The organism is Rhizobium sp. GW821-FHT14E12 (assembly GCF_058803745.1).
Genome location: NZ_JBXAPH010000001.1, coordinates 1,357,806 through 1,381,532 on the forward strand (window position 1 = coordinate 1,357,806; position 23,727 = coordinate 1,381,532).

General features: G+C 60.9%; 24 protein-coding genes and 1 pseudogene. 16 read left to right on the plus strand and 9 right to left on the minus strand.

What is annotated here, in order from left to right; translation table 11 throughout:
- Positions 1–305: 305 nt before the first annotated feature.
- The 3 genes from tkt to AC1RO0_RS06710 all read left to right on the plus strand — a co-directional run bounded on the left by tkt (position 306) and on the right by AC1RO0_RS06710 (position 3,949).
- The gene (gene tkt, locus AC1RO0_RS06700) at positions 306–2,288 is read left to right on the plus strand and encodes a transketolase (protein WP_498592099.1); all 1,983 of its coding nucleotides are present in this window, start codon (positions 306–308) and stop codon (positions 2,286–2,288) included.
- 63 nt (positions 2,289–2,351) lie between these two features.
- Positions 2,352–3,362, plus strand: a complete 1,011-nt coding sequence (gap, locus tag AC1RO0_RS06705; RefSeq protein WP_498592100.1) for a type I glyceraldehyde-3-phosphate dehydrogenase — start codon at positions 2,352–2,354, stop codon at positions 3,360–3,362.
- Positions 3,363–3,364: 2 nt separating this feature from the next.
- Positions 3,365–3,949: a putative glycolipid-binding domain-containing protein gene (locus AC1RO0_RS06710; protein WP_498592101.1), complete on the plus strand. Its 585-nt coding sequence runs from the start codon at positions 3,365–3,367 to the stop codon at positions 3,947–3,949.
- Positions 3,950–3,958: 9 nt separating this feature from the next.
- On the opposite strand, the gene AC1RO0_RS06715 is transcribed toward AC1RO0_RS06710, so the two are convergent.
- Together AC1RO0_RS06715 and AC1RO0_RS06720 are read right to left on the minus strand one after the other, a co-directional pair.
- The gene (locus AC1RO0_RS06715; RefSeq protein WP_498592102.1) at positions 3,959–4,318 is read right to left on the minus strand and encodes an HVO_A0114 family putative DNA-binding protein; all 360 of its coding nucleotides are present in this window, start codon (positions 4,316–4,318) and stop codon (positions 3,959–3,961) included.
- Entirely contained in the window at positions 4,305–4,595 is a 291-nt protein-coding gene (locus AC1RO0_RS06720; protein WP_498592103.1) for a toxin-antitoxin system TumE family protein, read from the minus strand. Before AC1RO0_RS06720 ends, AC1RO0_RS06715 begins: the two co-directional genes overlap by 14 nt.
- Positions 4,596–4,936: 341 nt before the next feature.
- On the opposite strand from AC1RO0_RS06720, the gene AC1RO0_RS06725 reads away from it, so the two are divergent.
- The 4 genes from AC1RO0_RS06725 to AC1RO0_RS06740 all read left to right on the plus strand — a co-directional run bounded on the left by AC1RO0_RS06725 (position 4,937) and on the right by AC1RO0_RS06740 (position 10,365).
- Positions 4,937–6,766, plus strand: coding sequence for a potassium/proton antiporter (locus AC1RO0_RS06725; RefSeq protein WP_498592104.1), 1,830 nt, complete (start codon positions 4,937–4,939; stop codon positions 6,764–6,766).
- Positions 6,767–6,782: 16 nt separating this feature from the next.
- The gene (locus tag AC1RO0_RS06730; protein ID WP_498592390.1) at positions 6,783–8,042 is read left to right on the plus strand and encodes a phosphoglycerate kinase; all 1,260 of its coding nucleotides are present in this window, start codon (positions 6,783–6,785) and stop codon (positions 8,040–8,042) included.
- A gap of 211 nt (positions 8,043–8,253) precedes the next feature.
- Positions 8,254–9,276 carry a class I fructose-bisphosphate aldolase gene (locus tag AC1RO0_RS06735; RefSeq protein ID WP_368510272.1) on the plus strand — a complete coding sequence of 341 codons (1,023 nt, stop codon included), beginning with the start codon at positions 8,254–8,256 and terminating at the stop codon, positions 9,274–9,276.
- A gap of 171 nt (positions 9,277–9,447) precedes the next feature.
- Positions 9,448–10,365: a PhzF family phenazine biosynthesis protein gene (locus tag AC1RO0_RS06740; RefSeq protein ID WP_498592105.1), complete on the plus strand. Its 918-nt coding sequence runs from the start codon at positions 9,448–9,450 to the stop codon at positions 10,363–10,365.
- Positions 10,366–10,415: 50 nt separating this feature from the next.
- On the opposite strand, the gene AC1RO0_RS06745 is transcribed toward AC1RO0_RS06740, so the two are convergent.
- On the minus strand, positions 10,416–10,577 hold the full coding sequence (locus AC1RO0_RS06745; protein WP_498592106.1) for a hypothetical protein: 162 nt from the start codon (positions 10,575–10,577) through the stop codon (positions 10,416–10,418).
- A gap of 225 nt (positions 10,578–10,802) precedes the next feature.
- Here AC1RO0_RS06745 and AC1RO0_RS06750 point away from each other — a divergent pair, with 225 nt between their 5' ends.
- From AC1RO0_RS06750 to AC1RO0_RS06765, 4 genes are all read left to right on the plus strand, one after another.
- The gene (locus AC1RO0_RS06750) at positions 10,803–12,077 is read left to right on the plus strand and encodes an MFS transporter (RefSeq protein ID WP_498592107.1); all 1,275 of its coding nucleotides are present in this window, start codon (positions 10,803–10,805) and stop codon (positions 12,075–12,077) included.
- A gap of 29 nt (positions 12,078–12,106) precedes the next feature.
- Positions 12,107–12,298, plus strand: coding sequence for a DUF1192 domain-containing protein (locus AC1RO0_RS06755; protein ID WP_498592108.1), 192 nt, complete (start codon positions 12,107–12,109; stop codon positions 12,296–12,298).
- Between the two features lie 421 nt (positions 12,299–12,719).
- The gene (gene rcdA, locus AC1RO0_RS06760; protein ID WP_153364722.1) at positions 12,720–13,232 is read left to right on the plus strand and encodes a protease adaptor protein RcdA; all 513 of its coding nucleotides are present in this window, start codon (positions 12,720–12,722) and stop codon (positions 13,230–13,232) included.
- Between the two features lie 111 nt (positions 13,233–13,343).
- Positions 13,344–13,712: a YybH family protein gene (locus tag AC1RO0_RS06765; RefSeq protein ID WP_498592109.1), complete on the plus strand. Its 369-nt coding sequence runs from the start codon at positions 13,344–13,346 to the stop codon at positions 13,710–13,712.
- Positions 13,713–13,741: 29 nt separating this feature from the next.
- Here the strand turns inward: AC1RO0_RS06765 and AC1RO0_RS06770 are convergent, their stop codons facing one another.
- Positions 13,742–14,065: a winged helix-turn-helix transcriptional regulator gene (locus tag AC1RO0_RS06770; protein ID WP_498592110.1), complete on the minus strand. Its 324-nt coding sequence runs from the start codon at positions 14,063–14,065 to the stop codon at positions 13,742–13,744.
- A 152-nt stretch (positions 14,066–14,217) separates the two neighbouring features.
- Here AC1RO0_RS06770 and AC1RO0_RS06775 point away from each other — a divergent pair.
- Positions 14,218–14,711 (plus strand): annotated as a pseudogene (locus AC1RO0_RS06775) (glutathione S-transferase N-terminal domain-containing protein); the annotation flags it as partial.
- Between the two features lie 182 nt (positions 14,712–14,893).
- Here the strand turns inward: AC1RO0_RS06775 and rpmE are convergent.
- Positions 14,894–15,115, minus strand: a complete 222-nt coding sequence (gene rpmE / locus AC1RO0_RS06780; RefSeq protein ID WP_007701269.1) for a 50S ribosomal protein L31 — start codon at positions 15,113–15,115, stop codon at positions 14,894–14,896.
- A 174-nt stretch (positions 15,116–15,289) separates the two neighbouring features.
- Here rpmE and AC1RO0_RS06785 point away from each other — a divergent pair, with 174 nt between their 5' ends.
- The 4 genes from AC1RO0_RS06785 (at position 15,290) to AC1RO0_RS06800 (ending at position 19,248) form a co-directional block, all read left to right on the plus strand.
- Positions 15,290–17,110, plus strand: coding sequence for an ABC transporter transmembrane domain-containing protein (locus AC1RO0_RS06785; RefSeq protein ID WP_498592111.1), 1,821 nt, complete (start codon positions 15,290–15,292; stop codon positions 17,108–17,110).
- A 108-nt stretch (positions 17,111–17,218) separates the two neighbouring features.
- On the plus strand, positions 17,219–17,407 hold the full coding sequence (locus AC1RO0_RS06790; RefSeq protein ID WP_368510278.1) for a YegP family protein: 189 nt from the start codon (positions 17,219–17,221) through the stop codon (positions 17,405–17,407).
- A 253-nt stretch (positions 17,408–17,660) separates the two neighbouring features.
- On the plus strand, positions 17,661–17,999 hold the full coding sequence (locus tag AC1RO0_RS06795; RefSeq protein WP_498592112.1) for a YciI family protein: 339 nt from the start codon (positions 17,661–17,663) through the stop codon (positions 17,997–17,999).
- Positions 18,000–18,006: 7 nt separating this feature from the next.
- Positions 18,007–19,248: an RNA polymerase sigma factor gene (locus AC1RO0_RS06800; protein WP_498592113.1), complete on the plus strand. Its 1,242-nt coding sequence runs from the start codon at positions 18,007–18,009 to the stop codon at positions 19,246–19,248.
- 40 nt (positions 19,249–19,288) lie between these two features.
- Here AC1RO0_RS06800 and AC1RO0_RS06805 read toward each other — a convergent pair whose 3' ends face one another.
- From AC1RO0_RS06805 to AC1RO0_RS06820, 4 genes are all read right to left on the minus strand, one after another.
- On the minus strand, positions 19,289–20,320 hold the full coding sequence (locus AC1RO0_RS06805; RefSeq protein ID WP_498592114.1) for a peptidoglycan -binding protein: 1,032 nt from the start codon (positions 20,318–20,320) through the stop codon (positions 19,289–19,291).
- A 3-nt stretch (positions 20,321–20,323) separates the two neighbouring features.
- Complete coding sequence (locus tag AC1RO0_RS06810) at positions 20,324–21,370, minus strand: flagellar motor protein MotA (RefSeq protein ID WP_498592115.1); 1,047 nt, start codon at positions 21,368–21,370, stop codon at positions 20,324–20,326.
- A 133-nt stretch (positions 21,371–21,503) separates the two neighbouring features.
- Positions 21,504–22,307: an inositol monophosphatase family protein gene (locus AC1RO0_RS06815; RefSeq protein WP_498592116.1), complete on the minus strand. Its 804-nt coding sequence runs from the start codon at positions 22,305–22,307 to the stop codon at positions 21,504–21,506.
- Between the two features lie 179 nt (positions 22,308–22,486).
- On the minus strand, positions 22,487–23,719 hold the full coding sequence (locus AC1RO0_RS06820; RefSeq protein WP_498592117.1) for a tetratricopeptide repeat protein: 1,233 nt from the start codon (positions 23,717–23,719) through the stop codon (positions 22,487–22,489).
- Between the last annotated feature and the right edge of the window lie 8 nt (positions 23,720–23,727).

Genomic DNA, 23,727 nt, shown 5'->3' on the forward strand with positions numbered 1-23,727 from the left:
CGGCCATGCGGCAGGTGGCCTAATCTGTGGATGACGGTCACCTTTGCGACTTACACAGGCCTTGTCTTGCCATTGTCGTCTTTTGTCAAAGTCGACAGGCAAATGTCAAAAAAATGCCAAACCACCCCCGGATCGGCCTGTGGATTTATTGACTTGCGCGCCCTAACTGCTATGTCTCAGCCGCCTGAGGCAGCGCTGAAAGTGGAGTTAGCAGAAGCTTCTCCGCTGCAGCCGCCTTTCAACCGGTGACCCTGCTTTTCAAGCGTGTGGCCATCCCTCGAACCCGGAACATTGCGGAAAAACCCATGATCTCTCGCGAACAACACGACCGGATGGCGAATGCGATCCGTTTCCTTGCCATGGATGCTGTCGAGAAGGCCAACTCCGGTCATCCCGGTCTGCCGATGGGGATGGCCGATGTCGCCACGGTTCTCTTTAGCAAATATCTGCGTTTCGATCCGAAGAACCCGCGCTGGCCGGACCGCGACCGCTTCGTGCTGTCGGCCGGCCATGGCTCCATGCTGCTCTATTCGGTTCTATACCTGACCGGCTACCCCGACATGACGGTCGAGGAACTCTCGCGCTTCCGTCAGCTGGGCTCCAAGACCGCCGGCCATCCGGAATATGGTCACGCTACCGGCATCGAAACCACCACCGGTCCGCTCGGCCAGGGCATTGCCAATGCCGTCGGCATGGCGATCGCCGAACGCAAGCTGCGCGAAGAATTCGGCTCCGATCTTCAGGATCACTACACCTACGCCATGTGCGGTGACGGCTGCCTGATGGAAGGCATCAGCCACGAAGCCATTGCGCTCGCCGGCCACCTGAAGCTCAACAAGCTCATTCTCTTCTGGGACAACAACTCGATCACCATCGACGGCGCTGTCTCGCTCTCGGATTCGACCGACCAGGTCGCCCGCTTCAAAGCCGTTCACTGGAACACGATTGAAGTCGACGGTCACGACCAGGCCGCGATCGCCGCCGCTATCGAAGCCGCTCACAAGTCCGACCGCCCGACGATGATCGCCTGCAAGACGATCATCGGCTTCGGCGCCCCGAACAAGCAGGGCACCCATAAGGTCCACGGCTCGCCGCTCGGCGCCGAGGAAATCGCCGCGACCCGCGTCGCACTGAACTGGCCCTACGAGCCCTTCGTCATTCCGAACGACGTTCTTGCCGATTGGCGCGCAGCTGGCGAACGCTCGGTCGGCACGCGCGAAGCCTGGGAAGGCCGCCTTGCCGCTGCCGAAGTGGGCAAGAAGGGTGAATTCACCCGCCGCTTCGCCGGCGAACTGCCTGCCGGCTTCGACGCCGCCATCAGCGACTACAAGAAGAAGCTTGCCGAAACCAAGCCGACGCTTGCCACCCGCAAGGCTTCGGAAGATGCGCTCGAAATCATCAACGGCTTCATTCCGGAAACGATCGGCGGCTCCGCCGACCTGACGCCGTCGAACAACACCAAGACCAGCCAGATGAAGTCGATCACCTCGACCGATTTCTCCGGCCGTTACATGCATTGGGGCATTCGCGAGCACGGCATGGCGGCAGCCATGAACGGCATCACGCTGCATGGCGGCCTGATCCCTTACTCCGGCGGCTTCATGATCTTCTCGGACTATTGCCGTCCGCCGCTGCGCCTGGCTGCCCTGATGGGCATCCGCGCCATCCACGTTCTGACGCATGACTCGATCGGCGTCGGCGAAGACGGCCCGACGCACCAGCCGGTCGAGCAGGTCGCCAGCCTGCGCGCCATCCCGCACTTCCTGCTGTTCCGTCCGGCGGACGCTACTGAGACGGCGGAATGCTGGCAGATCGCGGTCAAGACGGCCAATCGTCCGTCAGGCCTCGCGCTTACCCGCCAGAACCTGCTCGCCGCGCGTACCGAATACAGCGAGAAGAACCTCTGCGAACTCGGCGCCTATACGCTCGCCGGCAATGCCGACGCCAAGGTGACGATCTTCGCTTCGGGCTCCGAAGTCGAACTCGCCGTTGCCGCCCGCACGGAACTCGAAGGCAAGGGTATCTCCACCCGCGTCGTCTCCGTTCCCTGCACGGAACTCTTCTTCGAACAGCCGGACGCCTACCGCAAGGAAGTGCTCGGCAACTCGCCGATCAAGATCGCCGTCGAAGCCGGCGTTCGCGAAGGCTGGGATGCCTTCATCGGTCCGGAAGGCGCCTTCATCGGCATGAAGAGCTTCGGCGCTTCGGCACCGTACAAGGACGTCTACAACCATTTCGGCATCACCAAGGAAGCGGTTGTCGCCGCCGCCGAGGCAAAGCTTTCCTGAGGGCGCTGACAAGCGCTCTCATTTCCGCTAGATAACCGCCCTGAGTGAACGGGAGTGAATTAAATGACTGTAAAAGTTGCCATCAATGGCTTCGGCCGCATCGGCCGCAACGTTCTGCGCGCCATCGTCGAATCCGGCCGCACCGACATCGAAGTCGTTGCCATCAACGACCTCGGCCCGGTCGAGACCAATGCCCACCTTCTGCGCTACGATTCGATCCACGGCCGCTTCCCGGCTGAGGTGAAGGTCGAAGGCGACACGATCATCGTTGGCGGCGGCAAGCCGATCAAGGTCACGGCGATCAAGGATCCGGCAACGCTGCCGCATCGCGATCTCGGCGTTGACATCGCGATGGAATGCACCGGCATCTTCACGTCTCGCGACAAGGCTGCCGCACACCTGACGGCCGGCGCCAAGCGCGTCATCATTTCGGCTCCTGCTGACGGCGCCGACCTGACCGTCGTTTTCGGCGTCAACCACGACCAGCTCACCAAGGAGCACCTGGTCATCTCCAATGCGTCCTGCACCACGAACTGCCTGGTGCCGGTCGTTAAGGTTCTCGACGACGCCGTCGGTATCGACCATGGCTTCATGACGACCATCCACTCCTACACCGGCGACCAGCCGACGCTCGACACCATGCACAAGGACCTGTACCGCGCCCGCGCCGCAGCCCTGTCCATGATCCCGACCTCGACGGGCGCCGCAAAGGCCGTTGGTCTCGTTCTGCCGCACCTGAAGGGCAAGCTCGACGGCACGTCGATCCGCGTTCCGACCCCGAACGTCTCGGTTGTCGACTTCAAGTTCGTGGCCAAGAAGGCAACGACGGTCGGAGAAATCAACGAAGCCATCAAGGCTGCATCAAACGGCAAGCTGAAGGGCATCCTCGGCTACACCGACGAGCCGCTGGTTTCCCGCGACTTCAACCATGACAGCCACTCGTCGATCTTCGCGACCGACCAGACCAAGGTCATGGAAGGCAACTTCGTGCGTATCCTCACCTGGTACGACAACGAATGGGGCTTCTCCAGCCGCATGTCCGACACGGCCGTCGCGTTTGCCAAGCTGATCTGATCATGGCCTTCCGCCCTCTCCTTCCGACGACAGTTCGCTGGCGTCCGCTGGAAGGAGACGGGCTGGAGCATCTGACGATCGCTCCCATCAATACTGCCACCGGCGTGGCCATTCGCGCCTGTGGCACCATTATCGGTGGCCGTGGCGGCTCGCCCTACGGCGTCTTCTACCGCATCGACTGCACGGCTGAATGGGCCGTCCTCTCTTTCTCGGTCGAAACCACAGACGGCCGGCGCCTCGCCCTCGTCTCGGACGGCAAGGGCCATTGGCAAACCAAAGACGGTCTTGCCCTGCCGCAATTCGACGGCTGCATCGACATCGATCTCTATGGTTCGCCCTTCACCAACAGCCTGCCGATCCGCCGGCTCGAGATGATGCCGGAAGACGGAACCGTGAAGCTCTCGATGCTCTACATTCCCTTCGACAGCTTCGAGCCCGTGCGTGACGGCCAGCGCTACACCTGTATCACCCCGGAAAAGCTCTATCGCTACGGCGCCGAAGACAGGGTTTTCACTGTCGACCTGCCCGTCGATGCGGACGGCCTGGTGATCGACTATCCGATCTATTTCAAGCGCGTGGATCTTTGAGACAGCCGATCAAGCCGCCGCCTCGATATCGAACTCGACGTGGATCCGGTCGTAAGGAAAGACGATCCCACCGTTCGTTTTGTCGATCACTCCATTGCGCAGCAAAAGCTCGACATCCGCATGAACACCCTTGAAGTCTCGCTCCACGCGGCGCGCGACTTCGCGCATGCTGATAGGCCCCTGGCCACTCATGGCCCGCAGGATTTCAAGACGCTTGGGCGCGAGAACGCGGTGCATCATGTCCCATGACGCGAAGGCAAGACTTTCATCCGCCGCAGCCTCCTGACCGGCCTCCACGGTTTTCCATGCCTCCGTCGCACGGGCCAACGTCTCTTCCAGCGTCTCTATTCTGACCTTAAGCGTTGTCATCGAACCATCCTTTCACGTCCTGCATGAAATCGGCGAGCAACTTGTCAACATTCTCGAAGACATATGGCACCTCGACGGCGCCCAAATGTTTGTGATCGCCTTTTCCCGCCTCATTGTCGTAGCGCAAAACACAAACGCCTTCGACGACGAGTGCCAAACGGTACTTCATATTATGGAGGCTTCCGCGTAGAGGAACCGGCACTTGCCAGATCACAATTTCGAAGAATGCCCCATCGCGGAGTTGGCGCCTTATCTTCTGTATCAGCTTCGCTTCCATGATGGAATCCATACCATCAGACAGGCGTGATGTAAATCACTACATCACCTTAAAAACATCTCAAATCTTTCCCTCTCCTGCCCTGCTATGGTCCAGATTTACCTATAAATTTTTGATAGGAATTCTCCCTAGGCATTCCGGAGCCGATTCGTCGTTCTGGCGAAGCGCATCACACCATGAAGTCGCAGTCATCGGAGCGGGTTTCGATCCTAGCGCCCTCCCCGACAATATTTGTTTTACTAATTTCAAACTGCGCGACAGCATACTGGATGGTGGGGGAGAATTGCGATCGATCCGGGCTTTCAGCCCGTGCAGGGGCATACGGGAAAGGGGAAGACCGAGTGGAGGCATTTTACGTCATCGTGCTGGTGTGCACGGTTCTGATCCTGATCGCGGCCTTCTCGAGCCTGCTTGCCTTCCGTTTCGGCGCGCCGTTGTTGCTGCTCTTCCTGGTGATTGGCCTGCTGGCCGGCACGGACGGGCTCGGCATTGAATTCTCCAACAACTATCTCGCCTATATTCTCGGCTCCCTCGCCCTTGCCGTTATCCTCTTCGATTCCGGCTATGGCACGCCAATCCAGGCCTTCAAACTCGCCGCCGCCCCGGCATTGACCATAGCGTCGCTCGGCGTTGTCGTGACGGCGGCATTGTTCGGTCTCGCGGCCACCTGGCTTCTCGGCTTCACCTGGCTTCAGGGCCTGCTGCTCGGCTCGATCGTCGCTTCGACGGATGCGGCCGCCGTCTTCTTCCTGCTGCGCATCGGCGGTATCAACATCCGTGACAAGGTGCGCTCCACGCTGGAGGTCGAATCCGGCACCAACGACCCGATGGCGATCTTCCTGACGCTGGCGCTCGTCGAAGTGCTGGCAAACGGCGAAGGCTATCACGGCATCAATCTTACCATGCTCGCCACCTTCATCCAGCAGATGGGCCTCGGCGTCATTCTCGGTCTGCTCGGTGGCATGATGATCGTGCTGATCGTCGGCAATCTGGAGACCGATCGCGGCCTGACCCCGATCTTCGTGCTGGCGCTGGCCCTCCTCGTCTTCTCCTTCACTGGTGCTGTCGGCGGCAGCGGTTTTCTCGCGGTCTATGTCGCCGGCATCTATGCCGGCAATCGCAAGATGCCCGCTTCGGCCTCGATCAAGCGCTTCCAGGACGGCATGACGTGGCTGGCGCAGATCATCATGTTTCTCGTTCTCGGCCTGCTCGCGACGCCATCGCAATTTCCGGCGATCGCCATTCCCGCCGTGGCGCTGGCCCTCTTCCTGATCTTCGTCGCCCGGCCGATCGCCGTCTGGCTTTGCCTCCTGCCTTTCGACTATACGCAGCGAGAGACCGGCTTCGTTGCCTGGGTCGGCCTGCGCGGCGCCGTCTCCATCCTCCTCGCCATCATGCCGATCCTCGGCAACCTCGAAGCCGGCCAGACCTATTTCAACGTCGCCTTTATCGTCGTACTGGTGTCGCTCCTCCTCCAGGGCTGGACGATCAAGCCGATGGCGCGTCGCCTCAACCTCATCGTGCCGCCGCGCATGGGTGCGGTCGACAAGGTCGAGGTCGACCTGCCGGGCGCGGCCAATCATGAGCTGCTCTCCTACCGCGTCGTCAAGGACAGCCCGGTCCTGCGCGGCGAGCGCATTCCGCGCTGGGCCATGCCGTCGCTCGTCGTGCGGGACGGCAAATCGATGCGCTATCAATATGCCGGCCGGCTGCGCGAAAACGATCTCGTCTATCTCTTCGTCACCCCCAGCTATTCACGCCTGCTCGACCGTCTCTTTGCCAGCCGCGCGCCGGTCGATCCGGAAGACACTGATTTCTTCGGCGCCTTCTCGATCTCACCACTGCGCCCGGCCTCCGACCTCGACGCCGCCTACGGGCCGGGACTTCTGAGCGAGCAGGAAAAGGGCCTGACCATCGCCGAGTTGATGCGCCAGCGCCTCGGCGGCAAGGCAGACTATGCCGACCGCGTCCGTCTCGGCCAGATCATCCTGATCGTCCGCGATCTCGACGAAAACGACCATATCCAGTCCGTCGGCATGTCGCTGGAAGCACTGGAACCGGCAACGGCTCTGCCGATTTTCGTCAACCTGCACGACATCCTGGACGGCATTCGCGGCTACCTGCGCAAGCGCCGGGAGCGCACCGAAGAGGTCGGCAAAAACGACGCCTGACCGCCTTGCGTCTCACATCATCCGTAGTATGGTCGGCGCACTTTACGCCACCAACAACATTGGATTCCTACCCATGGCAGCCTTCAAAACCCTCGACGATCTCACCGACATCACCGGCAAGCGCGTGCTCGTGCGCGTCGACCTCAATGTGCCGGTCAAGGACGGCAAGGTCACCGACGCGACCCGTATCGAGCGCGTCGCCCCGACGATCCTCGAATTGTCCGGCAAGGGCGCCAAGGTCATCCTGCTCGCCCATTTCGGCCGCCCGAAGGACGGCCCCTCGCCGGATCTGTCGCTGTCCCTGATCATCCCGGCCGTCGAGGAAGTGCTCGATCACGCTGTCCTCTTCGCCTCCGATTGCGTCGGCGCGCCGGCAACTGAGGCCGTCGCCAAGATGGGCAACGGCGATATCCTGCTGCTCGAAAACACCCGCTTCCACAAGGAAGAAGAGAAGAACGACGCGGCCTTCACCAAGGCGCTGGCCGCCAATGGCGATATCTACGTCAACGACGCCTTCTCTGCCGCCCACCGCGCCCACGCCTCGACCGAGGGCCTCGCCCACCTCCTGCCCGCCTATGCCGGCCGCACCATGCAGGGCGAACTGACGGCGCTGGAAAAAGGTCTCGGCAATCCGGTCCGCCCGGTCGTCGCCATCGTCGGCGGCGCCAAGGTCTCTTCCAAGATCGACCTCCTGAAAAACCTGGTGCATAAGGTCGATGCGCTGGTGATCGGCGGCGGCATGGCCAACACCTTCCTTGCCGCCAACGGCATTGATGTCGGCAAGTCCCTCTGCGAGCATGATCTCGCCGAGACCGCCAGAGAGATCATCGCCGAAGCCAAAGCGTCGAACTGCCAGATCGTCCTGCCGACGGACGGCGTTGTCGCCCGCGAGTTCAAGGCAGGCGCCACCAACGAGGTGGTCGCGATCGATGCCATTCCGGCCGATGCCATGGTGCTCGATGTCGGCCCGAAGTCGGTCGAAGCCGTGAAGAAAATCATCGAGGGCTCCACCACGCTGGTCTGGAACGGCCCGCTCGGCGCCTTCGAAATCACCCCCTTCGACGCCGCCACCGTTGCGGCCGCCCAGTATGCTGCCGAACGCACCAAGGCCGGCAAGCTCACCTCGGTTGCCGGCGGCGGCGATACCGTCTCCGCGCTGAACCATGCCGGCGTTGCCGACGACTTCACCTATGTTTCGACGGCAGGCGGCGCCTTCCTCGAATGGATGGAAGGCAAGGTTCTGCCGGGCGTAGCCGTTCTTCAGGCCTCTAAGTAAGCAGCAGCATTTGACGACGGGAAGGGCCGCGAAAGCCAAAACTTTCGCGGCTTTCCACAAGATGGTAGGATCACCACACAAACTTTCAAACGTTTGAAATCAATTCAATCGTTTCAATAGCTTAGCTGAGCATTTCCCTCCTTATATACTTCTGTTATCGCCGACCTATATTGATCTCGACGCCGACAGAAAACGCCTTGGAGAACGAAAAATGAGCGAAAGACTTGAAGACATTGCCGTAAAGATGGTTGCCGATGGCAAGGGCCTCTTGGCGGCCGACGAATCCACCGCCACGAACAAGAAGCGCTTCGACACCATCGCTCTCGTTTCCACCGAGGAGAGCCGCCGCGACTATCGCGAAATGCTCTTCCGCGCCGACGACGCCATGAAGAAATACATCTCCGGCGTCATCCTCTATGAGGAAACCCTCTTCCAGAAGGCTGCGAACGGCACGCCCTTCGTCGACATCATCAAGGCCGCTGGCGGCATTCCCGGCATCAAGGTCGATACCGGCGCCAAGCCGCTGGCCGCCTTCCCGGGCGAAACCGTCACCGAGGGCCTCGACGGCCTCGCCGACCGCCTGGCGAAATATTATGACGCCGGCGCCCGCTTCGCCAAGTGGCGCGGCGTGATCTCCATCTCCGACGCGCTGCCGACCTATGGCGCGATCAAAGCCAACGCCCATGCGCTCGCCCGCTATGCTGCTCTTTGCCAGCAGGCCAAGATCGTGCCGATCGTCGAGCCGGAAGTGCTGATGGACGGCGTTCCTGGCACGCACGATATCGACCGCAGCGAGGAAGTCACCCGCTGGACGCTGCAGGTCGTCTTCCAGGAGCTCGCCGAAGCCCGCGTCAGCCTCGAGGGCATGATCCTGAAGCCGAGCATGGTTATCGACGGCAAGAAGCTGCGTAAGGCCTCGGTCGAGCAGGTTGCTGAGCGCACCGTCAAGGTGCTGAAGGAAACCGTTCCTTCCGCCGTTCCGGGGATCGCCTTCCTCTCCGGCGGTCAGACATCGGAAGAGGCAACCGCGCATCTCTCCGCCATCAATGGCTACGACCTGCCCTGGCACGTCACCTTCTCCTACGGCCGCGCCCTGCAGGACGCCGCGCTGAAGGCATGGGATGGCAAGCCGGAAAACGTCGCCGCCGGCCAACGCGCCTTTACCCACCGCGCCGAAATGAATTATCTCGCCGCCAAGGGCAGCTGGACGAAGAACAGCGAAAAGGCTGCTTGATTTAGGTCGATGGTTTGAATGATTGGAAGCCCCGATCGCGATGCGGTCGGGGCTTTTTGCTTTTCGGATACCCCAACTCTCCAAATTGTCACCGCCACAAGTTCCGGCTTTCAGCCACAAACCTCCTGCGGCTAAATCCTGCAAACCTATCCGAACTGGCAGGAGTTACCCATGAACACCGTCGCTTACGTCACCACCGATGTCTTCACCTCCGAGCGTTTCGCCGGCAATCCGCTGGCCGTCATTCCCGATGCGCGTGGCTTGAGCGGCGAGACGATGCAGAAGATCGCGACCGAGTTCAACTATTCCGAAACGACCTTCGTGCTGCCGCCGGAAAATCCCGACAATACGGCGCGTGTTCGTATCTTCACGCCGACCAAGGAAATCCCCTTCGCCGGGCACCCCAATGTCGGCACGGCCTTCGTTCTCGGCCGGCAAGCGGAGATCTTCGGAAAATCGCCGGGCGATAGGTTGATCTTCGAGGAGAAGGCCGGGCTTGTGGATGTACAGCTTCTTCGCACTGGCAACGACGTCAGTGGCGCGAAAATACGAGCACCGGGGGAACTGCAACTCGGCGACACCATCGCCGACGACCTTATTGCCCGCTGCATCCAGGTCGATCCCGCATCCATTCGACATGCCACACATGCCCCGACCTTTGCCTCCGTCGGTTTGGCGTTTGCCTTCGCGGAATTGGATAGTCTCGAGACGCTCGGCGAAGCACGCCCGAACGCCGCCGTCTTCACGGAAGCGGCAGCCCTTCACAAGGAAGACAAGACCGGCTTTTCGCTCTTTCTCTATACCCGCTCGGTCGACAAGCCCTGGCATATCCGCGCCCGCATGTTCGCGCCGCTCGACAACGTCACCGAAGATCCGGCAACCGGCAGCGCCTCGGCGGCCCTCGGCGCCTATCTAACCTCGCTTCTCCCCGCTGCCGATGCAAAGGTGGAAATCACCATCGAGCAGGGCGTGGAAATGGGCCGGCGCAGCCTCATCGGTCTCGATATCAGGAAATCCGGCGGCATTGTTACGGACGCCTTCCTCTCCGGCCAGTGCGTCAGCGTCATGCGCGGCGAAGTCGCATTTTGATCGGCGGATAGGCCTTTGCGAAAATCCATGCCGGCTTTCGGGATAGTGCGCTAAAACGTCTCGTTGATGATCAGCGCGATCGTCCAGACCGCAAAGGCGATAATGGCGATCTTCCAGAAATCAACACGCCGTCTGAGGCCCGGGAGCCCGAGCGGCTTGATGATCTGCACCGCCATGGCCAGCATCAGCAGCACCGCGATCACTTTTGTCACGGTATTTTTCCCCGTTTGCGCAAGAGTGAGCAAGATCCCTTCAAAAACCACTGCGCAGTTTTCGCGATCATGCTCTATTCGTCATAGGACGGACATCTTTCCGCGCCAACAGACTGTTTCTACACGCCGATAGCGGCAATCCGGGGCACAATCAATAGCGAAAACTGGCAGGACTCAGTTCCTGCCTTATCGGTTCTTTAAGCGGAGCCGCATGAAAGTAGGGACATGAAAAGAAATATTCTGCCCGTTCTAGCCCTGCTTTTCGGCACGCTCTTCCTGTTTACGGGAAATGGCCTGCACGGCCTGTTGCTGCCGGTACGCGGCACCGCCGAAGGCTATGCCACGACGACGCTCGGCCTCTTGGGTACGACCTGGGCCACCGGCTTCGTGCTCGGCTGCCTGACGGCGCCGAAGCTCGTCCGGCGCATCGGTCATGTTCGCGCCTTTTCCGGCTTCGTCTCCGTCATCGCCATCATCGCGCTTCTAACCGGCATCATCGTCGATCCCGTCTGGTGGGTGGCCTTGCGCGCCGTCACCGGCTTCTGCACCGCCGGCACCTCGATGATCATCGAAAGCTGGCTCAACGAGCGCGCCACCAATGAGAGCCGCGGTGCGATCTTCTCGCTCTATATCGGCATCACCCTGATCGGCGCCGTTGCCGGCCAGATGATGGTTCCCTTCGCCGACATCCACACGCCCATCCTCTTCATGGTCTGCGGCATTTGCTACTGCGTCGCCATGCTGCCGACGACACTGTCGACTGCCGCATCGCCGCAGCCGCTGAAAACCGTCAGCCTTGACCTCAAGGCGCTCTATCGCAATTCGCCGGTCGCCTCCCTCGGCATCCTGCTGGTCGGCATCGCCAACGGCGCCTACGGCACGCTCGGCGCCGTCTTCGGCGCCAATGCCGGCCTCTCCGATAGCAATATCGCGGTGATGATGAGCTCGACCATCTTTGCTGGTGCAGTGATGCAGTTTCCGGCCGGACGCCTATCGGACCGTATCGACCGCCGCTACGTGCTGGCCGGCATGGCCGCCATTGCCGCGCTCGATGGCCTGCTGCTCTTCCTGATAAAGCCGGGCAACCCGCATTTCCTGATTGCCATGGTGATAATCTATGGCGCCGTCGCCAACACGCTCTATCCGATCGCCGTCGCCCACGCCAACGACTTCGCCGCGCCGGAGGAATACGTCAAGGTTTCCGGTGGCCTACTGCTGCTCTACGGCATCGGCACCATCATCGGCCCGACGCTCGGCGGCCCGGTCATGTCGACGATCGGCCCCTACGCACTGTTCTTCGTCACCGCTATCGCGCATGTGCTGATTACGGCCTATGCGGTCTTCCGCAGTCGACAGCGCGCGGCAAAGCCGGCGGGTGACCGGGACGCCTATACAACCATGCCGTCGGCGAACGCACAGATGATTACGCCGGAGAGCATGTCGCTTGCACGCAGCGAGGCTTCAAAAAAGGATGATAACACTGTAAATTACGGCACCTGAGCCCAAACAGAGGGCAAGGAGGAGCCGAAATGAGCATTTTCGACGACGACCAACCGAAGCAGCCGTCCGCCCACGAGATCGGCAGCGATCTTTCGCTGCTCTCCGTCGACGAGCTCAAATATCGCGTGACGTTGCTGCAAGCGGAGATCACTCGCCTCGAAGACGAGATCACCGCCAAGGCATCGGGCAGGAAGGCCGCTGAAAACCTCTTCCGTTTCTAGAGCAATTCCAGGAAAAGTGCACAGCGGTTTTCCGTCCGGAATTGCGCAACAACAGTCCGCTACCGACGCAAAACCAATGCGCCAGAAACAGGCGCACCGGTATGCTCAACGGAATATTAAGCTTTACGACTTATTACTACATCATCCAGATTTGCTCTGGACTCAGACAGTTCCTCCACTTGTCGAATTGGTCTGATTTTTCTCCCTGTTTTACCTTGAGAGCCGCTTTTGCGGCTCTTCTTTTTCCCCTGTCCCGCGGGCTTTCGACGAAACTGTGGAGATTAACCCTTTCTTAAGAATCGTCTTGCGGATTTCAGTTAAAATCATCATCTTGAAGTCATAAGAACGGATGCCGAGAGTCCTTCTGGACTTGCCCGGTCTTTCCTGAACAAAAGTGTTGCGTGAAGCAGGGATTTCTTCGATGTCAGAACTTGGGTTGAACACGATCAGCTTTGCTGGCCATGCAGCGTCGTCGGCACAGTTCAGGATGCTGTATTCCGAAGGCATGTCGCTGGTCGAGGAAACCGCCGGCTATCTCGATGGCCAGGGCCGCACCGCCTCCAAGGTTCTGCCGCGCATGGCTTCCGTGCTCTACGCCGCCGAATCCATGCGGCTCACCACCCGCCTGATGCAGATGGCCTCCTGGCTGCTGCTGCAGCGCGCCGTCAACAATGGCGAAATGTCGCGCGATCAGGTGCTGGCCGAAAAGAACAAGGTTCGCCTCGACGGCTTCAACGTCGACCGCAACGCGCCCGGCTGGAACGACCTGCCGGAAGCCTTCCGCGACCTCGTCGAACGCTCGCTGCGCCTGCAGAACCGAGTCGCCCTGCTCGACCGCGAAATCTACCGCCCGACGGAACCCCAGATCGTTCCGGACAACCAGAACAGCGTCAAGGCGCAGCTCACCCTGCTGCAGACGGCTTTCGGGGAATAACCGAGAAAACATCATTTTGCGGACGAATTGAACCGGTCGTGCCTTGCGCGGCCGGTTTTGTTTTGCCGAGGAAAGCGATTACCGTGGCAGCTTCATCCTAAAGAGGTGATCATGCGTCCCGACGATGTCCTGAAGCTTTACGAAACCAAGATCAAAATGCAGCGCTTCGACGAGTTGGTGCCGCTGATAGCCGATGATGCCGTCTTCTGGTTCTCCGACGGCTCTCATTGCGGCCTAGACGAGATCCGGGCAGCGTTCGAAAGAACCTGGGAGAAAGCTAAGGATGAAGCCTATTGGCTCGAGGATCTCAGGTGGATCGCTGTCGGTGACAACGCCGCAAGCTGCATCTACACTTTTCACTGGAAAGGATTGTGGGACGGCAAAGCCTTCGAAGGCAAAGGCCGGGGCACGACAGTTCTCCAGAAGAGATCCGGCGAATGGAAAATCACCCACGAGCATCTGAGTCATTTCCCGCGTTAAAAAACGATACAATGCTGGGCCAACGCACCTCAAACCGCGTCGCGCTGCTTCAGCCAAAGTCCGAATTCCTGAATAACGGAGACGATGTTCTTCAGCCTCTTGCCATCCTCCGTCAACGCATACTCCACCTTGACCGGCACTGTGGGATAAACGGTGCGCAACACCAGGCCAGCCTCTTCAAGGGCGCGGAGGTCCAAGGTCAGCATCCTCTGTGATATCCCCGGCACATCACGCCGGAGTTCGTTGAAACGCTTCGGACCATCGACCAGATAGGACACCAGAAGCAGACGCCAGCGCCCACCCAACAGGTGCATTGCTTCCTCGACGGAACAGCCGCTTACATTTTTTCTCATAGACACATCTCCGGACCGCGCTTAGGTATATTTTATGTACCTAGATGTCAAACTAGTGCCTTCTTACTTTTCTATACCACTTCGACTACATGGCCCGAAGCCGCCCTTCAACGTGAAGGCAGGCAATCGAAAATCCGCCATGGAGATTGCAAGTGAAGCTTTATTACATACCCGCCAGTTGCTCCCTTTCCCCCCATATCGTCATCAATGAACTCGGTCTCGATGTGACGCTGCTCAAAGTCGATCATAGCAAGCATACGATCGAAGGCGGTGGCGACTATTACGGTATCAATCCCCTTGGCTATGTTCCTGTCCTCGAACTCGACGACGGAACGAGGCTGCGCGAGGGACCAGTGATCGTGCAGTATCTGGCCGATCTCAAGCCGGAACGAGGTCTGGCTCCGCCAAACGGCACGATGGAACGCTACCGCCTGCAAGAATGGCTCAATTTCCTGGCAACGGAGATTCACAAGGGCTTCATCCCGCTTCTCTATGCGAGGCTGGTTGGCAAATACGTGGAGACCGCGACACCTTCACCGTGGCCGACGCCTATCTGTTCGCGCTCACCGGCTGGGGCCAGGCAGATTGGTTGAAGTCCTACTACAAGGCAGACATCCATTTCGATCGGCTGAACAATCTTAAGGCCTGATATGGCCGCGTGCGTGAACGCGATTCAGTCAAGAAGGCTCTTCGGGAAGAGGGACTGGAATAGCCCTGTCATTGGGCAACCGTGTGCCGTCGCTCATCCGACGGCATTCCCCCGCGAGAAGACAACAAAAAAGCCCGGCAAAAACCGGGCTCTTGTCAAAACGTCGTATCGCGAAGCGATTAGACGCCGAGGCTGCCGAAGCGCTTGTTGAACTTGGAAACGCGGCCGCCGCGGTCCATGAGCTGCTGATTGCCGCCCGTCCAAGCCGGATGCGACTTGCTGTCGATTTCGAGATTCATGGTAGCGCCTTCAGAACCCCAGGTCGAGCGGGTTTCGTATTCGGTGCCGTCAGTCATGACTACCTTGATGGTGTGGTAGTCGGGATGGATGTTGGCCTTCATAACAATCTTCCTGTCATGCCAGGGTCCATTTGTCGCAAGCCATTGCGGCAACCGAACCGATTGAATAAATGAAGCCGCAGTCCGATTAGGCTACGGCTTCCAATTAAGATGGCGTGCCTATACATGAAGGCGGCAAGGATAACAAGGGGCGAAAAAGCGAAGTCCCTTGCTGATATGGGGATTGGAGACGACTTGTCAGAGACTGGCCAGACAGACGACAAAAAACGCGGATCCATCCGCCCCCTCGGGCGGCTGACGCCCTATCTCAAGCGCTATCGCGGCATGGTGGCAGGCGCCCTCATTGCCCTGATCGCTGCCGCCGTCACCTCGCTCGCCCTGCCGCTTGCCGTCAGGCGCATGATCGACCATGGCTTCGATCAGGCCGACCGTGGTCTCATCGACAGCTATTTCGTCGCGATGATGCTCATGGCCGTCATCCTCGCTGTGGCAAGCGCGATGCGCTACTATTTCGTCATCACCATCGGCGAGCGCATCGTCTCGGACATGCGCCGAGAGGTCTTCGACCATGTGACGCGGCTATCGCCCTCCTTCTTCGACGTCAACCAGTCCGGCGAGATCGTCTCGCGGCTGACGGCCGACACGACGCAGATCAAGTCCGCCGTCGGCGCGACAGCCTCCGTGGCATTGCGCAATCTCATCCTCTGTCTCGGCGCTGTCGGAATGATGATCGTCACCAGCCCGAAACTGTCGAGCATCGTGCTCATCGCCATTCCGATCATCGTGCTGCCGCTCGTCAGCTTCGGCCGCTCGGTGCGCAAGCGCTCACGCGCAGCACAGGATACGCTGGCCCAGGCATCGGCCTATGCCAACGAAACCATTGCCGCCAGCCGCACCATTCAGGCTTTCAACGGCGAAGACGCCGCCGCAGAGCGCTATGGCGCCTCGGTCGAAGATGCCTATCAGGCAGCACGCGCCGCGATCAAATCCCGCTCGCTGCTCACCGGCTTTGCCATCACCATGATTTTCGGCAGCATCGTCGCCGTGCTCTGGGTCGGCGCCGAGAACGTGCTTGCCGGCACGATGACGGCCGGAACGCTCGGCCAGTTCCTGCTCTATTCCGTCATCGCCGGTACCTCGCTTGGCTCCCTGTCCGAGGTCTGGGGCGAACTGTCTCAAGCCGCAGGCGCGGCCGACCGGCTGGGCGAGCTTCTGGCGGAGGTATCGCCGATTGCCGCTCCGCCCGATCCCCTGCCCTTGCCCCAGCCGCCGCAGGGCCGCGTCGATTTCTCGGACGTGCATTTCTCCTATCCGTCGCGACCGGGCAGATCGGCGCTGCATGGCCTGTCGCTGTCCGTCAAGCCGGGCGAGACGGTGGCCATCGTCGGCCCCTCCGGCGCCGGCAAGAGCACGATCTTCTCCCTGCTCCTGCGCTTCTACGATCCGCAACAGGGCAGCGTCGCCATCGACGGCATCGATGCCCGCCGGGTCTCCCCGGACGACTTGCGCGACCGTATCGCCATCGTGCCGCAGGACACGACGATCTTCGCCGCCACCATCCATGACAACATCGCCTTCGGCCGACCAGGCGCATCACGCGACGAAGTGCGCGCCGCGGCGATCGCCGCCCAGGCGGATGAGTTCATCCTGCGCCTGGACCAGGGCTACGACACGCAGGTGGGCGAGCGCGGCATCACCCTTTCCGGCGGCCAGCGCCAACGCGTCGCCATCGCCCGCGCCATCCTGAAGAATGCGCCGATCCTGCTGCTCGACGAAGCGACCTCCGCACTCGACGCCGAAAGCGAGACGCTGGTGCAGAAGGCGCTCGACGGCCTGATGGAAACGCGCACCACCCTCGTCATTGCCCATCGCCTGGCGACCGTGCTGAAGGCCGACCGCATCCTGGTGCTCGATCAGGGCCGCATCGTCGAGGAGGGCACGCATCAGAGCCTCATCCATCACGGTGGCATTTACGCCAAGCTGGCACGGCTGCAATTCGACGCCGGCGTCGAAGATCGCATGCTCGTTGTGAAATAACGATAGATTGATCAAGTCATTGCGAATGCAACAGGTGGAAATGGCTTTGAAGTTGCGCTAGATTTCCAATGTTATCTCGCACTGATGCGATTCTAGGAGACGGGAACGATGTATAAATTTGAAGTCTACAAGGATAAGGCTGGCGAATTCCGATTCCGGTTCAAGGCCTCGAACGGCGAAACCATGTTTGGCTCCGAAGGCTACAAGGCAAAGGCTTCGGCCCTGCACGCCATCGAATCGATCAAGTCCCACGTCGGCGCCGCAGTCATCGACGACCAGACCATCGCCACCGCTTAAGACTTCACGTCGAGCGTCTGCTACAACAGTCTTCCACGGCCGGTCGCCTTTTGGTGTGCCGGCCGTTTTTGTTTGACCGCCGGAAAACTTCTGAAAATTTCGCTCCGATCTGTCGAAATCGACCCGGCTCGCGGCTCATTGTATCGGAACGGCATGAAGCCGCTTCACCGGCGGCGTTGCGTATCTTGAGATTTGCTTCTTAGATGCAGCGTCCAGCCCGGAAAACCGCCAACACAGCGAGCAGGAGTTTCCCATGCAATATGCCTTGATCATCCGTGAATCGGCCGAGGATTTTAAGCGGCGCGAGGATCCCACCTACAAAAACGGCTGGATCGCCTACACGCAGGCGCTCGTTCAGGCCGGTATCATGACCGGAGGCGCCGGACTGACAGCGCCGGAAACCGCAACGCTCATCCGCCACCGCGGTGACAATCATGATGTGCAGGACGGCCCCTTCCCGGAGGGCAAGGAGCAACTCGGCGGCTTCTACCTAATCGATGTGCCGAATCTCGACACAGCCCTGGAATGGGCCGTGCGCGTGCCGGTTTCCCAGCAGGGCTCCGTCGAGATACGGCCGCTTCTGCACATGTGAGACGACCATGAACCCCGACGTCGGGCGCGCTACCGAACGGGTGGCGCGTCAATCCTATGGCAAGTTGATCGCCTTTCTCGCGGCACGCTCGGGCGATGTGCCGTCGGCGGAGGATGCGCTCTCCGAGGCGCTTACTGCCGCGCTGAACAGTTGGCCGGGACGGGGCATCCCCGACAATCCCGAAGCCTGGCTGCTGGTCGCCGCGCGGCGTAATCTTTATCGCGCGGCAAGGCATGCGAAAGTCAAAGCCGCCGCCCGCGATACGATCACCGTGGCATTCGAGGAAGCGGAGGAACGCATGAATGCGGATGGCCCAACCTTCCCCGACGAGCGGCTGAAGCTGTTGTTCACCTGCACCCACCCCGCCATCGACCGCTCGGCGCACACGCCGCTAATGCTGCAGACGGTGCTTGGCATCGACGCCAAAACCATCGCGCGGGCCTTTATCGTCTCGCCCGAGACCATGAGCCAGCGGCTGGTGCGGGCAAAGACCAAGATCCGCGAGGCGCACATCCCCTTCACCGTTCCCGATCGCTCCATGCTGCCGGAACGGCTGGCGGGTGTGCTCTCGGCAATCTATGCCGCTTATGGTCTCGGCTGGGACGGGCTTGATGGCGAAGACGGCAAGCGTAGCTCGCTGGCGGACGAGGCCATCTGGCTCGGCCGCGCCCTACTCGCCATCCTGCCGGAGGAGCCGGAAGCAGCCGGCCTGCTGTCCCTGATGCTCTATTGTGAAGCCCGACGCAACGCTCGCCGCAATGCCGAAGGCTGCTATATACCGCTCGACGAACAGGACACCACACGCTGGAACGCCATCATGATCGCCGAAGCTGACAATCTGCTGCGGCAGGCAGGCGCTTACGACCGTTTCGGCCCGTTCCAGTGCCAGGCGGCAATCCAGTCCGTCCACGCCCAACGCCGCCGCTCCGGCGTCACCGACTGGGCGGCGCTCACAACGCTTTATGACGCGCTTGTTCAGATGACACCAACCGCCGGCGCCCACGTCAGCCGGGCCGCCGTCATCGGCCGGGCACAAGGCGCGACTGCGGGATTGCATCATCTGAACCAGATGGTCGAGCGCGATATCGCCAGCTATCAACCTTACTGGGCTGTGCGCGCGCATCTATTGGTAGAGGCGGGAGATACGGAAGGTGCCGTCACTGCCTATCGGACAGCGATCGGTCTCAGCGACAGCGAAGCTGTTCGCGAGTTTCTTTCAGACCGGCTGGCTGCTCTCGAGACATATTGACGTTGAGCGTTCGCCATCTCCACCCCCGGCAGGAAACCCCTCACTTCTCCGTCAGCTTCAGCTCAATACGCCGGTTCGTGGCGTGAGCTTCCGGCGTGTCGCCGGGGGCGATCGGCTGGAACTCGCCGAAGCCGGCTGCAACGAGCCGGTCGGCGGGAACGCCCTGGGCGATCAGGAACTTGACGACGGCGATGGCGCGGGCAGACGACAGCGCCCAGTTGTCGGGATAGCGGCCGTTGCCCGAGAGCGGCACATTGTCCGTATGCCCGTCGACGCGCAGCACCCAGTTGATCTCCGGCGGGATTTCCTTGGAAAGGTCGATCAGCGCGGCGGCGAGCTTGGCCATCTCCGTCTGGCCGGCCGGATTGAGATCGGCAGCGCCTGAGGGAAACAGCACTTCCGACTGGAAGACGAAGCGGTCGCCGACGATGCGGATATTGTCGCGGTCCGAGAGGATTTCGCGCAGGCGCCCGAAGAAGTCGGAGCGATAGCGGTTGAGCTCCTGCACACGCTGCGCCAACGCCACATTCAGCCGCCGGCCGAGATCGGCGATCTTCACCTGCGACGACTGATCCTTGCTCTCCGACGCCTGCAGAGCGGCTTCGACAGCGGCGATCTGGCTACGAAGTGCCGCAATCTGCTGATTGAGGAGTTCAACCTGGCTGAGCGCCCGAGCGCTTGCCTGCTTCTGTTCATCAAGCTGCTGCGTCAGCGTCCCGACCTGCTGCTGGGCGGCTTGGCCATTGCCTGAACCGGCGGTGAGCAAGGCTTGCAGGCGCGAACGTTCGTTCTCCGCCATCGACAGCGACGCTTGCAGATTGGCAACCGAATCCTCCAGATCCTGCTTGCCGTTCTTCTCCAGCGCCAGCTGCTCTACCAGATCGTTGATACGGCTGTTGAGCCGATTGAGCGCCTCGTCTCGGCCGGAAATCTCACGGCTGAGGATGAACTGGCCGAGGACGAACACCGTCAGCAGGAACATGATCGCCATCAGCAGCGTGGACAACGCATCGACGAAGCCTGGCCAATAATCGACCGTTCGCTGATGGCGGCGGTTTCGCGCGAGCGCCATGGCTTACTTGCTCCCGGTCTTCTCGGAATGGCTGATGCGGTCGGCGAGCCGATCGAGCGTCCGGCGCATCGACTTCGCCTCATCCTGCTGCGCTTCGATCCAGTCGCGCAGCATCTGCTGCTCGTTGCGCATGTTCTTGACCAGGCCCTGAATGCCCTCAGCAAGGTTCGCCATCGCCGTCACCGAACGCTGGCCACCACCCTCGTCCGCGATCTTGCGCAGATAGTCCGACAATGCGCGCACATCCTCCGAGGAAGCACCGTTGGTGGCGTCAATGACCGGGCCGAGGTCGGAGCCAACATCGGTGACGGAGGAAAGCCAGTTTTCCAGCTCGGTATAAAAGCGGTTCTGCGCACGGCCGGCCTGCAGGTCAAGAAACCCGAGAATCAGCGAGCCGGAAAGACCGAGCAGCGAAGAGGAAAACGCCGTGCCCATGCCAACCAGCGGGCCGGAAAGACCGGACTTCAGCGCACTGAGAATATCGCTACTGTCGCCCGAGCCGGCATCGAGGCTCTGGATGACGTCGTTGATCGAGCCGATCGTGCCGATCAGGCCCCAGAAGGTGCCGAGCAGGCCGAGAAAGACCAGCAGGCCGATGAGATAGCGCGAGGTGTCGCGCGACTCGTCGAGGCGGGTGGCGATGGAATCGAGAATCGAGCGCAGCGTCGCCGTCGAAAGCTGCATGCCGCGGCGGTTGCCGATCAGCGCCCGCATCGGCGCCAGAAGCCGGGGATTGCGGCCGACCTTGTCGGCGGAATTGCCGACGGCGCGAAAATGATTGAACCAGCGAACTTCCGGCCGCAACATCAGCACATGGTTGAAGACCAGCAGGATGCCGACGGCGAGAACGCCGAGGATCAGGCCGTTCAGGCCGGGATTGTGCATGAAGGCGACTTGAGCCTGACGAAACAGGATCGCCACGATAAAGCCGACGATGACCAGGAAGAGGATCATCGTCCAGAAGAAGGCCATTGGGCTGGAGAGCTTGTAGGTATATCCGCCCGACGCATTGTCGGTCGACCCCAGATCCCCCAGGTTCACATTTTCCATCGCACACTCAGCCTCCGGAGTTTCCGCAGGCGGAGACTAGAGCAACATTGAGCCGAATTGAAGAGATGGAAAGCACAAAACAGCCCGTTGGCAACAGGCAGTTTTGCAACAGGTGATTGGGCTAAGGTCGACCTTACTTCGTCGGGATCGGCCGCTTGACGACCTCGGCGAGCGCCTTGTGAATATGCTCGTTGCCGCAGATGATCGAGCTGGTGGCGAGCATGTCGTTGCCGCCATCGAAATCCGATACGAAACCACCGGCTTCACGCACCAGCAGAATGCCGGCGGCCATGTCCCAAGGCGACAGGCCCACTTCCCAGAAGCCGTCGAAACGGCCGGCGGCGACATAAGCGAGATCGAGGGCTGCCGAGCCGACGCGGCGCACACCGGCGACTTCGCCCATGACATGGCGCAGCTCGACGAGGAACTTGCCGTGATTGCCACGGCCAAGATGCGGAACGCCGCAGCCGATGACGCAGTCCGACAGCACGCGGCGCGAAGCGACGCGCAGGCGGCGATCGTTAAGGAAGGCGCCGCCGCCGCGCTCGGCGGTGTAAAGCTCGTCGGTTGCCGGATTGAAGACGACGCCGGCGACGATCTCGCCGTTGCGCTCAAGCGCGATCGACACGGAGAACATCGGAATGCCGTGCAGGAAGTTGGTCGTGCCATCGAGCGGATCGACGATCCAGCGATGCGCGCCGTCGGTGCCCTTGATATCCTCGTCGGCCTCTTCGCCGAGGAAGCCGTAGGTCGGGCGTGCCTTCAGCAGCTCGTCGCGGATGATCTTCTGCGCCTTCAGATCGGCCTGGCTGACGAAATCGCCCGGTCCCTTCACCGAAACCTGCAGGTTCTGCACTTCGCCGAAATCGCGGCTGAGCGACTTGCCTGCCTTGAGGGCAGCCTGAACCATGACATTGAGAAGAGCAGAACGGGCCATCGGTTTTCCTTGGGTAATATAGAAGGCACTGACCGGACCCGGAGAAGGCCCCGGCGGAGCGGGATCGGCAGCGCAATAAAGATTGGCGGCCTCAAGACCACAAAATCGGGGGAATTTCAAGTGCTGAAGCGAATGCTGACATTGTGGGGCGCCGGCGAGACCGCAACACGCCCGGCGCGCTACCGCGCCCGGCGGAACTTGTTGGCCGCGTCGATCGCGGCCTTCTGCTGATAATCCTCGATGCCCTGGTAGAAATCCTCGAGCTCCGGATCCTTCAGGCCGGCGCGGCGGGAGATGACGTACCATTTGGCCGCCGCCACCGGATCCTGCTTCGTGCCGAGGGCATTGATATAGAGATGCGCCAGCTTGTTCTGGGCGACGACATTGCCGCGATAGGCGGCAACCCGCATCCAGCCGAAGCCCTTTTCCAGATCCTGCTTGCCGCCGGTGCCGTTGATCAGCCAGACGCCCATATCGAGCTGCGCGGTGTCGAAGCCGGCATTGGCGGCGCGCGACAACCATTCACGGGCGCGCTCCTTCTTTTCCGGCGGCAGGTCGGGCATGTTGAGATAGAGCTGCGACACGGCGTACTGCGCGTCGGCAATGCCTTGCTCGGCGGACTTCTCGTAATAGGGAAGAGCCAGTTGCAAACCCTTGATGCCGGGATTTTCGGCCGTCAGCAGCTGGCCTAAGTTGAATTCGGCGGATGCCTGGCCGGCATCGGCTGCCTTCTTCATCCATTCATCCGCCTTCTTCCGGTCGCGCGGCACGTCGCGCCCTTCCATCAGGATGAGTGCATATTTGAACATTGCGGTGGCGTCGCCGCCCTCGGCCGCCTTGCCGTACCAGAAGGCGGCATCCTTGGTGTCGCGCTTGACGCCGAGACCTTGGGTCATCAGTTCGGCAAGCAGGGTCTGTGCGGCCGGATCGCCAAGCTGTGCCCGCGGCAGTGCCCGCTGGAACGCGGTCAGATAATAGCCGCGCTGGAATGCTCCATAGGCTTCATCAACCTTGCCCTTGAAGGGCTTGTCCTTTGGCAGGTCGGGCAGATTAGCGCCCATGCGCTCAAAGACCCCGACACCTTCCGACGGCTTGACATTATCGGCCTTCGGCTCCGCGCCAGGCTGGATCTTCTCGGTCTTGAAAGTGTTGGCCCCCGCATCGAGAGGACGCGTCACGACGCTTTCGCCACGCGCCGAGGCGCCATCGTCCAGCGGCACGTCGGTATCGTCGGCAAGCCCGCCTTCGGCAGGTTTGGCATTCTGGTCCGAGTTATTAGGCTGCGCGGTAATGCCGGGCAGCGCCGTATCGCCCTTGCTCGACTGCGCCACCGCCAGCAACGGCAATGCCGTCAGCCCGACGGCGAGCGCGGCAAGGAAGGAATGGTGACTGAATCGAGGCGTAAACGACATGGTTTGCT